At 34.6% G+C, this 12,846-nt stretch carries 10 protein-coding genes; 2 read left to right on the forward strand and 8 right to left on the reverse strand.

What is annotated here, in order from left to right:
• Nucleotides 1-1,071: a glycoside hydrolase family 53 protein gene (locus B3C16_RS14330; RefSeq protein ID WP_291132823.1), complete on the reverse strand. Its 1,071-nt coding sequence runs from the start codon at nucleotides 1,069-1,071 to the stop codon at nucleotides 1-3.
• A 2-nt stretch (nucleotides 1,072-1,073) separates the two neighbouring features.
• Nucleotides 1,074-2,120 carry an aldose epimerase family protein gene (locus tag B3C16_RS14335; protein WP_121311795.1) on the reverse strand — a complete coding sequence of 349 codons (1,047 nt, stop codon included), beginning with the start codon at nucleotides 2,118-2,120 and terminating at the stop codon, nucleotides 1,074-1,076.
• A 103-nt stretch (nucleotides 2,121-2,223) separates the two neighbouring features.
• On the opposite strand from B3C16_RS14335, the gene B3C16_RS14340 reads away from it, so the two are divergent.
• Nucleotides 2,224-3,222: a GntR family transcriptional regulator gene (locus B3C16_RS14340; RefSeq protein WP_121311794.1), complete on the forward strand. Its 999-nt coding sequence runs from the start codon at nucleotides 2,224-2,226 to the stop codon at nucleotides 3,220-3,222.
• A gap of 6 nt (nucleotides 3,223-3,228) precedes the next feature.
• Here the strand turns inward: B3C16_RS14340 and rpe are convergent, their stop codons facing one another.
• From rpe to B3C16_RS14360, 4 genes are all read right to left on the reverse strand, one after another.
• Nucleotides 3,229-3,894, reverse strand: coding sequence for a ribulose-phosphate 3-epimerase (gene rpe / locus B3C16_RS14345; RefSeq protein WP_121311793.1), 666 nt, complete (start codon nucleotides 3,892-3,894; stop codon nucleotides 3,229-3,231).
• 476 nt (nucleotides 3,895-4,370) lie between these two features.
• Nucleotides 4,371-5,234 (reverse strand): sigma-70 family RNA polymerase sigma factor, encoded by an 864-nt coding sequence (locus B3C16_RS14350; RefSeq protein ID WP_121311792.1) that lies wholly within the window; start codon nucleotides 5,232-5,234, stop codon nucleotides 4,371-4,373.
• A gap of 82 nt (nucleotides 5,235-5,316) precedes the next feature.
• A complete protein-coding gene (locus B3C16_RS14355) occupies nucleotides 5,317-8,913 on the reverse strand; it encodes a DUF2339 domain-containing protein (protein WP_291132826.1) in 3,597 nt (1,198 codons plus the stop codon).
• A gap of 24 nt (nucleotides 8,914-8,937) precedes the next feature.
• A complete protein-coding gene (locus B3C16_RS14360; RefSeq protein ID WP_121311790.1) occupies nucleotides 8,938-9,900 on the reverse strand; it encodes a hypothetical protein in 963 nt (320 codons plus the stop codon).
• 103 nt (nucleotides 9,901-10,003) lie between these two features.
• Between B3C16_RS14360 and B3C16_RS14365 the strand changes: the two genes are divergently transcribed.
• Nucleotides 10,004-10,759 carry a hypothetical protein gene (locus tag B3C16_RS14365; RefSeq protein WP_291132827.1) on the forward strand — a complete coding sequence of 252 codons (756 nt, stop codon included), beginning with the start codon at nucleotides 10,004-10,006 and terminating at the stop codon, nucleotides 10,757-10,759.
• A gap of 62 nt (nucleotides 10,760-10,821) precedes the next feature.
• On the opposite strand, the gene B3C16_RS14370 is transcribed toward B3C16_RS14365, so the two are convergent.
• Both B3C16_RS14370 and B3C16_RS14375 read right to left on the reverse strand, forming a co-directional pair.
• Nucleotides 10,822-12,270, reverse strand: a complete 1,449-nt coding sequence (locus B3C16_RS14370) for a hypothetical protein (protein ID WP_291132829.1) — start codon at nucleotides 12,268-12,270, stop codon at nucleotides 10,822-10,824.
• Complete coding sequence (locus tag B3C16_RS14375; RefSeq protein WP_291132831.1) at nucleotides 12,260-12,814, reverse strand: RNA polymerase sigma factor; 555 nt, start codon at nucleotides 12,812-12,814, stop codon at nucleotides 12,260-12,262. The genes B3C16_RS14370 and B3C16_RS14375 overlap by 11 nt, the downstream gene beginning before the upstream one ends.
• Nucleotides 12,815-12,846: the final 32 nt, after the last annotated feature.

The following is a 12,846-nucleotide window of genomic DNA, read 5'->3' on the forward strand; positions in this document are numbered from 1 at the left end:
TTAATTGGCATTAAACACCTCCATAACCGGAAGTGAATTGTTGTTGAAATCCCATAAGGCTTGGTTTTCCCATGAAGAACCATTGGTTGATGTTGGTCCTCTGAAAGCTATCCATTCGCTTCCCCAATAGCAAAACCCAATGCCGTGAGTACTTTGATTTACTGTATTTTTTATAGTGGAAAGGAATCCTTTTTGGCCAGTTTCTGTTGCCGGAAAAGCAGGTAGAATTTGACTTGGTAATCCGATAATGTTGTTGGTATAATCATTGTATCCGAAAGTAAACGGGTAAGCGGTCTCGGCTATTATTACTTTTTTATCATACAATTGACCCAAAGTATTCATGGTATTTTGTAAAGTAACCAAACTGGTTCCGTGCCAAATAGGATAATAAGAAAGACCAATATAGTCATAATCAATGTTGGCTACTTTACTGAAATACCAATCTGAACCTGAAATTCCGGCGTGGTGTAACATGATTTTTGTGGTTGTAGATTTGCTTCTTATGGCTGAACTTGCGCTTGAAACGAGTTCTAAATATTGACTTTCGTTAGTTGATAATCTGCCTTCCGGCCAAAGCATACCGTCATTGGTTTCGTTTCCGATTTGGATTATGTCGGGATTAATTTCGGTCATCACCAAATTGGTGTAATCCGTAACGGCTGTTTTAAGATTGGTAAATGTCATGCTTTGCCAAGCCACTGGTTTGGTTTGATTTCCCGGATCAGCCCAAGTGTCAGAGTAATGAACGGTTAGCCAAACTTTTAAACCTGCGGCTTTTACTCTTAGAGCAAAGGCTTTTACTTCTGCCATGCCACAATGAGCATCTGACGGGTTTTGCCAAAGGCGCATTCGGATTGCATTACAGCCTGCATTTTTTAAAGTGGTAATTGCATCTTCGTTTACTCCGTTGTGTTTGTAAACGGTGCCTTCGCTTTCGATTAAGGGTAAATAAGACATATCGGCACCACGAATAAATTCGTCTTCCACAACAGGCGGTTCCTGTTCTGAGTTGCTGTCAGAGGAACAAGAAAATAACGAGATGGAGAATAAAATAAAAAGTAACTTTTTCATAATTATAGATTTTGAAATTTGAATGTCGTTTGGTGTAAATATTCTTCGTTCTTTCTCAAGACTGAGTTTGGAAAATGATTATGATTTGGTGCGTCGGGAAAATTTTGTGTTTCAAAACAAATAGCACTGGTTGGATGATAATCGGTGTTTTCTTTTCCTTTTATTTGGCCAAAACAATTGCCGCCAACATAAATGTGAACTCCGGGTTGATTGGTGGAAACTATCATTTTTATGTTAGAGTTTTCGCTGTAAAGTGTAGCCGCTTCTTTGCTTTCTAGAACAAAAGTGTTGTCAATGGATGTTGGACAATTTTTAAGACTTGAGAAGTCGAAAGCGTGATTTTTTAAATTAATATAATTTCCGGTTGGGATTAATTCTTTTGTGGTTTCCAGTATGTTTTTGGCATTGATAAAAAGCTTTTGATTGGCTATGTCCTTTGAATGTCCGTCAAGGTTGAAATAACTGTGTTGGGTTAAGTTGATTATAGTGTCTTCGGTTGATTTGGCCTGAAAAGTCACTTTTAGTTCGTTGTTTTCGGTTAAAGTACAAGTAACTTTTACATTTAATTCTCCCGGAAAATTCTCTTCGTTATCAGCACTTGTATATTCTAATGTGATTGAAGGGTTTAATTCTGTTTTAATTGAGCTTATTTCCCAAAGTTTTTGGCTAAAGCCATTTAATCCACCATGAATTTGATGCGAATTGTGATTCTTGGTTAGCTGTATTTTTTCTCCATTCAATTTAAAAGCAGCATTGTTAATCCTGCCGGCATATCTTCCCACAACGCTTCCCAGATATGGAGCACTAGGTAAATCAAATGAATCGATATATTTTTCCAAGGTGTCAAAGCCCAAAACGACATCGATTTTTTCTCCGTTTAAAGTAGGAATTTTTAATGACGTAATCGTTGCGCCATAATTGATTACCGAACATTCCATGCCTTTTTTGTTGACCAAAGTATAGCAAAGAACCTCTTTATTGTCAGGAGTTAATCCAAACAATTTCGCATTTTTATTATTGTAAATTTGTGAATAACGATTTTTTATCATAATTTTTTTATCAATCCGATAACGAAATTATTGTTTTATCTTTTTCGTCCATACCACTACCTACCAGTTTTTTTGTAACTTACCACCAGTTAATTGTATTTAGATGAAAATCATTAATATAAACAGTCAATCAGCCCAGCCAAAATACAAACAGATAGTTTTGTCTGTTGAAATGGCTATTGCCGAAACACGATTGAAACGCGATGACAAATTGCCTTCTGTGAATAAAGTAAGTTTAGAGTTTTCTATTTCTCGTGACACGGTTTTATTGGCCTATGACGAACTGAAAAAAAGAGGTATTATTTATGCGGTTTTAGGTAAAGGTTATTATGTGAAAAGTGTTGAGTTTACTCTAGAACAAAGGATTTTTTTGCTATTTGATGAGTTAAATGCGTTTAAGGAAGATTTGTATACTTCCTTTATTTATCATGTGAATAAGAACTTTCAGATTGACATTTTCTTTCATCATTTCAATTTGGAGATGTTTAAAAAATTGGTCAATGATAGTAAAGGCAATTATTCGAAATACATCATAATGCCATCCAATCTTGAAATTCCGAATGATGTTATTAAGGCATTGCCTTTGAACGATACATACATTTTAGACCAAACCAATGAGGCTTTGAGTGAATATCCTACAGTTTATCAGGATTTTGTAACGGATATGTATGATGGACTAATGGATGGATTAGAGAAAATAAAAAACTATGACGAGTTGATATTGATCTTTCCCGGAAATAAAGAACCAGTTGGAATGGTTGCCGGTTTTTACAAGTTTTGTTCTGAAAATAAATTCCAAAATTCAGTTGTGTCGACTTTTGAAAATGACGAGATTAAAAAAGGTAGTTTGTTTATTATTCCAAGTGACAGGCATTTGGTGAATGTCATTGAGCAAGCTAAAACTCAGAGTTTGGTTTTAGGGATTGATTACGGAATTATATCCTACAATGATACTTCGTTGAAAAAGGTAGTAGAAAATGGCATTACTACCATTTCAACTGATTTTAATGAAATGGGAAAAATTTTGGCCGAAATGATTAATACTAATTTGAAGTCGCACATAAAGAACAACTCCAAATTAATATTGCGGCATTCTATTTAAGAAATTTTATAACGTTGTGATTTTTTTCAAATCGGCTATGGTTTGAATAGGATGTTCTGCTTTGAAAACAAAGTTTCCAGCGACTAAAACATCGGCTCCGGCTTGCACCAATTGTTTCGCATTTTTATCAGTAACACCACCATCAATTTCAATGATGGTTGACGCATTTTTGCGGATGATAAGTTCTTTCAACTTCTCAATTTTAGAGTAAGTGTTTTCAATAAAAGATTGTCCGCCAAAACCCGGATTTACACTCATGAGGCAAACCATATCAATGTCTTTGATGATATCTTCCAAAAGCGCCACATTCGTATGCGGATTCAAAGCAACACCGGCTTTCATGCCTTCGGCTTTGATGGCTTGTAAAGTTCGGTGTAGATGCGGGCAAGCTTCGTAGTGAACGGTTAAAATATTAGCGCCTATACCAGCGAAAGTTTTGATATATCGGTCAGGATCAACAATCATTAAGTGGACATCTATTGTTTTTTTTGCGTGTTTAGAAATGGCTTCCAAAACAGGCATTCCAAAAGAGATGTTCGGAACAAAAACACCATCCATAATATCGATGTGGAACCAATCGGCTTCACTGGCATTGATCATTTCGATATCACGTTGCAGGTTGGCAAAATCGGCTGCGAGCACTGATGGTGCAATAATTGTGTTTTTACTCATAGTAGTTATTTTTTTATTAGCATTCGTGAATCGCATAAAAGCGATTTCATTTTAAGAATGATGTTGTGTTGTTGATGCAAAATTAGTTTTTTAACCGCAAAGTTCGCAAGGTTTTTTCGCGAATCCCTAAGTTTCGGGACACAAAGAAAGTTTGGGTTGAATTTTAGCAGGGTTTGCGTGAAGGATTGAGCCTTTGTTTGAGCTCTTTTTAGTTATGGAATAACTAAAAAAGCGAGTGGTGAAAGCCTGACCTGAAAGGGCACGCCATAAAAAATAAAACTCCGGAAACCCGAGCGTAGCGAACAGACTGGAGTTTTATTTGCCACGCAAAAAATAAAACTCCGGAAACCCGAGCGTAGCGAACAGACTGGAGTTTTATTTGCCACGCAAAAAATAAAACTCCGGTAATCAGCCGGAGTTTCAATCATCAATCAAAAAACGAACAGTTAATCAGACTGTTGTTGTCGTTATTAGGATTATCCTAAATATGTTTTTAAAATTTTACTTCTTGAAGTATGTTTTAATCTTCTAATGGCTTTTTCTTTAATTTGACGCACACGCTCACGAGTTAAATCGAAAGTTTCTCCAATCTCTTCTAGAGTCATAGGATGTTGATCGCCTAAACCAAAGTACAAACGTACAACGTCTGCTTCTCTTGGCGTTAAGGTTTCTAGAGAACGTTCAATTTCAGTACGCAATGATTCGTGAATTAATTCTCTGTCCGGATTTGGCGATTCGCCTGAACGTAAAACGTCGTAAAGGTTAGAATCTTCTCCTTCTACAAGTGGTGCATCCATAGATAAGTGACGGCCGGAGTTTTTCATAGACTCTTTTACATCATTTACGGTCATGTCTAATTCTTTGGCAATTTCCTCAGCAGAAGGTGCGCGTTCGTTAGATTGCTCTAATAAGGCGTACATTTTGTTGATTTTATTGATAGAACCAATTTTATTCAAAGGCAAACGTACAATACGAGATTGTTCCGCTAAAGCTTGAAGTATAGATTGACGAATCCACCATACGGCATATGAAATGAATTTAAAACCACGCGTTTCATCAAAACGTTGCGCTGCTTTTATCAAGCCTAAGTTACCTTCATTAATCAAATCGGGAAGAGTCAAACCTTGATTTTGGTATTGTTTTGCTACAGAAACCACAAAACGCAAATTAGCTTTGGTCAATTTTTCCAAGGCTCTTTGATCTCCGGCTTTAATTTTCTGTGCTAATTCAACTTCTTCATCGGCAGTAATTAAATCTACTTTTCCAATTTCTTGTAGGTACTTGTCTAAGGAAGCAGTTTCACGATTGGTTACCTGCTTGGTGATTTTGAGTTGTCTCATTTAATGTATCTCCTTTACTTTAAAGTGTTCAAGTGGTTGTACGTGTAAAAAAACAAAAAAGTTACAAAACCATAATGTTTTTTTAATCAAACCGGTCTTTGTACTTCTTGAACAGACTGTTCATTACCAATAATACGACCCCGACACCCAATAAAACCAAGGCTCTAATCAAAAAATCAGTGTTAGATAAATCAAAGAACATTAATCTTACAATACAAAGGCCAACTAAGGATAAAGAAACATAACGGAAATATTTTTCCTTGAGCATGATGCCCAAAATCAACAATCCTAAGGCTTCTAAAATCCAGAAGAAAGTCAGTATGCCTTTGTCGAATGAAAGATATAAGAAACAACCAATACTTAACGTTGCCGGATAGATCATCAGGCTGTTTTTGAGATTGAAATTTTCCATCCATTTGTAAGCTAAATAAATATAAATGCCCAAAAGCACGAATATTAAAAGATAAACCGGCAAGAAGTTAGGTTCGTAAAAATGGAAACTGATGATGCCCAAATGTACATTGGCCAATAAATAATACACAATGCTGATGTTCTTTTGCGGACTGATTTTTCGAAAATGCAAATACAGATTTAAGATAGCAGTTGTTGCCCAAAATACAGGAAGCCATTTGTGCTCCAATTGAGAGAACATGATAATCGACAACCAAACATTCAGTACAATTTGGTAATTGGATTTTAAGGTTTCAATAGCTTCTTTTTTACTTAAAAGAATAACAAACAAGATTCCCATGACAACACTTCCTAATTGAAGCGTCCAATCGATTACTTCAAAATTGTTGAGTTTGTTAATGCTAAAGAATACGGAAGTTATGATTCCTAATAAACCAATTCCGGTAGCGAAATGAAGTTCTGTTTTGATTTTATTAGAAGTGATTAACCAGAAATTCAGTAACGCCAATCCCATAAATAAGACCGGAAGATATTTGAATTCGACTTGGATGAATAATAAAACTATTATCCAAAGGTTTTGCAGGTAAGGCAATAGTTTTGTGAAAAGTTTGCTTTCTTCTTTTTCGGTTTTTAATAATAAATAGTAATAGCCAATTGATATCAAAATACTAGCGGCTTGAGTGATATAAAGAATAGTTTTGTCAGTCGAATCAATATGGTCAATCGCTTGATGAATAGAGAATGCAACACCTACAATCATTAGTATAAAAGCATAGTTGTTATAGCGTTTAAACTCAATGAATTTTTGGAACGAAAGGAAGCTAATTATAGCTAAAACTGATAAAAGCACCGAACTGTATTCGATTTGTAAACAACAAAAACCAAATAACAGCGAATTGAAAAGTAATAATTCTGAATTCAAAAGATTAAAATGGTTCCAATTGGTAAGCGTTTGCTTCGCCTGTTCGCTAACGCTCGAGTCAGCCGATTTGTTTTTGATTCTTTTGGCAAACAAAACATAAACTTCGACAATGGAAATTCCTAAACAGGTTAAACCGATTTCAGTATTGGTGAGTTTCCAAGAATGCCACAGCAATGTAAAGCTTCCTAAAAAGGCCAAGAAATAATAGAAAAGATAGAGTAATGTTTCATTTTCGACTACCAAATACTTCTTTTTGAAATTGAACCACAAAAATTCATGATTGAGTAAAGCAATGCCAAACAAACTAAAAATATGCAGTAGGTAATAATCTGATAAATATTTGAAAGACAACACCACCAAAACCGCATTGGAACCCAAAATACACAAGAACGGAATGAGAAAGACATTGTTGTAAAAGCGTTTTAGCGACCAGTTGAAACCAACAACAGCGAACAAACCTAAAGCAAACACTAAATCTGTGTATGATTGCTCTTGAGTGTTTAGTAAAAGTATTCCCGTGAATAAGCTCAATCCTAAAAAGAAGAGTCGTCCAATGTCAAATGTTTTGGAATCATAGGTTCGTTTCAGCAAACACCAAAGGAATCCCAAACCAATTACAATATAATAGAAGGAATTGCCAAATGCATCATCCATTTTCAGAATGACAAACATCGAAAACACTATTGAAAGCAATCCGTTTAAACTCAAACTCTTTTCGCCAAAAAATGAATCGACCGTTAAATATTCTTTCTTAATTACCGAGAAAATCGGTACAGCAAGTGAAATGATGGTCAGGGCAATTAAACTGGCTAAAGCACTCGTGATTTGGGTTTGTTCCAATGAACTACTGTATAGTAAGGCGGAAAAAATGATTAAAGCAAACGCCATAAAATGATTAATGCCGAGGAATATTTTATACAGCAAAGCTTCTTTTTGTTGGTAAACCGCAAACAAGCAAGCAATCGTAATTAGATATAAAATACAAGCAATAATATCAACACCAACATTCCAATCATTCAGCATGATAATACTTAGCGAAAAAAGGATAAAAGCGACCATTCCGTCTAAGTTATAAAGCCAAAATATCTTTTTCTTACGCGCTTTAATCGCCATAAAGAAACAAATAATCGCTCCGGCAAACAAAATAAAAGTTTTAAAATGACTTCCCGTAGAATGTAGAATTAAGCCAATGGCGAATAAAATCCAATTGGTTAAATGTGTAATAAAAGCAGCTTTGTCAAAATGCGTGTTTTCGTAAACACTTCTATATTGCATAAACATGCAACTAGCCGAGACCATTACGATTCCCAGAATAGCAAAGATGTTTTGTGTTGTGGTTAAAGTTGTTCCTTCGGCATTGAACCAAATATCGAAAATGATGAAAGCAATAATCACAATCAGCAAATGATATTCCCATTTTTCTTTATAAGACAACACAATTCCGATGGTTGATGTAATGGCTGCTAAGATAAAAGTGACCAATAATTTTTCGGGAATGACGCATAAAATCAGTAAGCTCAAAACCACATGAAGTGACAAAAATGTTTGCTGCTTGATGATGTAACCAACGTATAAATTGAGCGCAATTCCGAGTCCGATTAAAGAATAACCAAAGCCATTGTTATCAATAAATGTCAAGGCTTCTATTTGTGAAGCACCAAAACAACCAAACAAAAACAAACTCGCGCCGGCACTTCGCAACCAAAGTCCGGTTTTGTTCCATTTTTCTTTTTTGGCCAAAATGTAATACGAACCAATGAGTAAACCGGCGTACAACCACAAGATTAAAACCCTAAAAATCGGCTCGACTTTTAATGCCGTATAAATACTCAAATAGCCAATGCCAAGCACCATAATGGCGGTTCCGAGAATTCCGGTCCAATTGTCGGCAAATTGCTTTTCCGCTTTTTTTAACAATAGAGAAAAAGTACTTTCTTGATAGATTTTCTCTTCAATAACTTTTTCAGGATAAACTTCTTCAACAATTGCTTTTGGCTTTTCAAATTTTGGTAATGGATGGCTTTCGTAGTTTAGTACCGGTAATTCAGGAATTTTTATTTCCTCAATTATCGGTTGTGGTTTGGGAACGGGAATGTCAATTGGAGTAATGGTTGTTATTACTTCTTCAGTTACAATTTCCGCTATTGGCTGAATAATAGTGTTAGTGGAAAGGGTTTGGCTTTCAATTGGGTTTTTAAGTGCTGAGACTTCTTTTTTTAAATCAGCGAGGTCTACAGAATATTTCTCCAGAATTGATTTTAAAAACTTATGGTCTCTTCTTAAATTATAGAAATTATTGAATAAGAAAAAAATACAGATTACTAAAATGAAAATGATAAACCCCATAATTCACAAAATTTAGGTTAGTTTTTAGAATAACAAATCGATTTGATTGTTTAAGCGTTGCAAATAATAGTCAACTTTTTGATTTGCTTTATTGAAAAAGAGCTTTCGGTCACGCGTTCCGGAAAGATTGAGTGACTTTGAGTTTTTCATTTGGTATTTAAAATATTCGGAAGCATTTTTGGTGGTATCCAAATCCTCCGTAATGAAATAGCCTAACAACGTATAAGGAATGAAAAGCTTACTTTTGACCTCGTTTTTGACCAATACGCTATTGTTTAAAATCAATAAATCATTTTGGTACAAATGGTATTGAATGTCATTTTGACTCGATTTTTCTTCAATATTGAGCAACATTCTTTTAACATCCTGATAGAGTTCGGTCGCGTTGTTAATGCTAAGTAAACCCGATTCAAAAAAGTATAATATTTGTTGAATCGTACTGTTAATCGTGGTTTCATTCCAAATTTCATGAACTGTAGCTTTGGCAAAAACGTTTTGAATTAGAGAGGAATGTTCTTGAAGTTGGCTGGAAATGGTAAAGCTTTCAAAAGAAGGAATGTTCTCTTTTCCGATTAAAAGATTAAGCCATACATACAATTTAAATTTGGAAAGCAAGCTTCCGCCAATAGTGTAAAAAAGCGGAATGTCTTTGGCAGAATAAAAAATGGAGAGATTTTCGGTATTGTTAAACTCACTCAAATGCGCCGCAGAATCTCGGAAGTACTGAACCAAATCGGCTTCCGAATTGACTTCTTTGGTTTTTTCAACGACCATTTTCTTTTCATTGTTGAAAATTGTGTCTAGCGACAAGTTATAATGTTGGCAAAGTAAAATAGTTTCGTCAATAGAAAACTTACTTTTTCCCGAAACCCTTCTGTGTGCCGCATCATAACTAATGTCTAATGCAACAGCAACAGCATCGTTTAAAGAACTCGATGTGGAAATCTGTTTTCGAATCTCGTTAAGAAGTGTTTCTTGGTTGTTCATATTTGCGATAATCACAAATGTAAAAATTATTTTAATTGCTTTTCGTTAAAATTATTGTAAATATCACAATAGTTTTGATTTGAATTTTAAAAATCAAATTATCATGAAAACAAGAATTTTATTGCTTTTGATTTTAACAACTAAAATCATTTATGCTCAAGACACCATTGTTCAACAAAACAGCATTTACCAACAACGATTTACTCCGGTCGAACAACACGCGCAATTTTTTGGCTTTACGCCAATGTCAAAAAAAATAAACAAAGTAAATTTTGCCTTCGGATTTGGCCATGTAGAAAACAGACGAATTGCCAATCAAACAATTAATGGCTTAAATTTAGAAGTAAATCCGGCACCAATTGCCGGTGTTTTTGTGGCTTTTTTGGCAATTTTGCATTTACCGGATGTCATCGGAAATGCGGATTTGTCATCCCGTGGCGGCGGAGAAGGATTAAGAATAAAAAATTGGGAGCATACGCCACATGTAAAAGTCAACGGTTTAAATCTGAGTACAGGTTGCTTTTTTACGACGGCTAGTATGAATGGTTTGAATATTTCATTAGCCAATAAATTTAATGATTTTAATGGTTTATCTGTAACTGTTCTTGGCACAATGATAGACCATCAAAACGGTGTTTCTGTTGGGGTATATAATGCTAACAATTCTTTAAAAGGAGCAACTGTTGGTCTTTTCAATCAATCCTACGAATTAAAAGGTGTTCATGTAGGTTTAATAAATGCAACCAAATACAATCGAGGTTTGCAAGTTGGTGTTTATAACCGTTCGTATTCCAAAGGATTTCAAATTGGTGTTTGGAATAAAAATGCCAAGCGTTCGTTTCCGATATTGAACTGGTAAAAATCAAAAACCCCGATTTCAAATTAGAATCGGGGTTTTATCAAATTAACTAACTACCACAATCATTTATTTAAAATGGTATACCGAATGCCCGTATGAATTCCGAAGAAATAAGGTTTCGGATTGCTGTTGTCAAAGGACATGATTTGATAATTGAACATAGGTTCGGCAAAAATCTTAGCGTTTTTGAAGATTTCATAGTCAAGTCCAAATCCGATGTTGGTTGAAGCAGAAGTGTCCATAATGTTATTCATTTTACCAATCTGTTGGCTGTAACCGTTATTTGTTTTGATGGAAACGGAATTTTTATCAAGTATTAAATAACTGAAACCCGCAATACCATACAGTCCTATTTTTTTGTCCCAAAACTTATATTTCAGTTCCAATGGGATTTCGGTATAACTTATTTCTTGTGTGATATCCATTTTCTCGGCATTATTTGAAGCGATGTAGATGGTTTGATTCGTTAAGGTTGGATGGTATTTTATACCGGAATAATTTTGAGTATTAACCGCAACGTTTTTGGTGGTTGACTCCAAAGCAATTTTGCTGTAACCAATACGAATACTCAGTTTTTCGCCTATTTGATAAGTCAATCCCAAACCATAGCTCATCGTAATTGTAGAACTTTTAGAAATACCATCTAATCGACGGTCTAATGTTGATTTTTTGGCAAAATGACCATAAATAGTTGGCGATACAAAAGCATCTATGTCAAACTTTCGAAATGTTTTTGCACTGTCCGTTTCCTTTTTGTCTTCAGGATACATGTTGATGTTTTTCGTTTTTTCTTTGTCTTTTTTGGATGCAAGTGAATCCGTTTTTTTAAGATTTATTTCCTGAGTTTGATCTACTGAACTTTTGTTTTGTAATAATGTTGGGTCAAAAAGGGCAGTGGAGTTTGGTTCAGTATTGACTTCGTTTGGGTTTAAGGTTTCTTGGGTGGTTTTAGATGCTGCTTTTGTTTTTTTAATAGGTTTTTTACTTTTTACATTTGAAAACTGATTTGACTTTTGTTTAGATAATTTTGAATTTTTTGACACCGAATGGCTATTTTGGCTGTTTTTTACAGAACCTTTTTTGCTTTTGGCACTAGTCGAATTGCTGTTTTTAGGATTGTTTTTATTCCCGACAGTATGAATGTTATTTTCGTCTTCAACGACATTTCGATTGTTTAAATTGGAGTTTAAATTGTCATTATCTGCATTTCTTTCATTAGAATTGTTGGTATTTGTTTCTCTGTTATTGCCATTTACAATGATAGGTTCGTTTGAATCTTCTGGAGATAAAGTATTAAAATCTACATTTTGATTATAGACATATAAAGCCGCAATCGCTCCAACAAGAAGTAATCCGATGGTTTTTGTCCAAAAGAAAAAGAAACCCATTCTTCGCTTTTTTTTCTTTTGAAGTTCGTAACTAATGCCATTCCAAACATTTTCTCTTGGCGTTTTTTCCAGAGAATTCAGTTTATCGCTAATGGCTTTTCCGATATCTTTTCTATTTTCCATATTTCATATTCATATTATGGATTGGGGCAATTGCCTTAATTTGTTCTTTTAAAATCATTTTGGCTCTGTGCAAATTTGATTTTGAAGTACCAACCGTGATGTTTAGCATTTCGGCTATCTCGTTGTGCGAATAGTTATCCAATTCATACAAGTTAAAAACCAGACGATATTGATTAGGTAAGTTTTGAATCATAGAAAGAATTTGGTCTAACGTAAATTCTTCTAACTCATTTTCTGTTACATCAGTATCTTGAAAGTCAGTTTCTTTAATCGGTGATAGTTGATATGATTTTTTGTAACTGTCAATGGCTTTGTTGATGGTGATTCGTTTGACCCAACCTTCAAAAGTGCCTTTGCCTTTATATTGTTTGATGTTGGTGAAAATCTCAATAAATGCATTGTGCAGATTGTCTTCCGCTTCCGCTTCGTTTTGGCAATACTTTAAACATAGTGCAAAAAGAGTGTTCTTATACAAATGGTATAATTCTTCTTGCGCTTTGCTGTTTTGCTTTTGGCAGGCCTTTATTAAATCTTCTAAATTCAAAAGTGTTTTTTTAAAATAACGAATGCATCTTA

This window comes from Flavobacterium sp. UBA7682 (assembly GCF_002482945.1).
GTDB lineage: Bacteria > Bacteroidota > Bacteroidia > Flavobacteriales > Flavobacteriaceae > Flavobacterium.

Bases quoted from the DNA above. Each gene is read 5' to 3' on its own strand.
- B3C16_RS14335 (WP_121311795.1), bottom strand. From the start codon at position 2,120: ATGATAAAAAATCGTTATTCACAAATTTACAATAATAAAAATGCGAAA.
- B3C16_RS14355 (WP_291132826.1), bottom strand. From the start codon at position 8,913: ATGGGGTTTATCATTTTCATTTTAGTAATCTGTATTTTTTTCTTATTC.
- B3C16_RS14360 (WP_121311790.1), bottom strand. From the start codon at position 9,900: ATGAACAACCAAGAAACACTTCTTAACGAGATTCGAAAACAGATTTCC.
- rpe (WP_121311793.1), bottom strand. From the start codon at position 3,894: ATGAGTAAAAACACAATTATTGCACCATCAGTGCTCGCAGCCGATTTT.
- B3C16_RS14370 (WP_291132829.1), bottom strand. From the start codon at position 12,270: ATGGAAAATAGAAAAGATATCGGAAAAGCCATTAGCGATAAACTGAAT.
- B3C16_RS14350 (WP_121311792.1), bottom strand. From the start codon at position 5,234: ATGAGACAACTCAAAATCACCAAGCAGGTAACCAATCGTGAAACTGCT.
- B3C16_RS14330 (WP_291132823.1), bottom strand. From the start codon at position 1,071: ATGAAAAAGTTACTTTTTATTTTATTCTCCATCTCGTTATTTTCTTGT.
- B3C16_RS14365 (WP_291132827.1), top strand. From the start codon at position 10,004: ATGAAAACAAGAATTTTATTGCTTTTGATTTTAACAACTAAAATCATT.
- B3C16_RS14340 (WP_121311794.1), top strand. From the start codon at position 2,224: ATGAAAATCATTAATATAAACAGTCAATCAGCCCAGCCAAAATACAAA.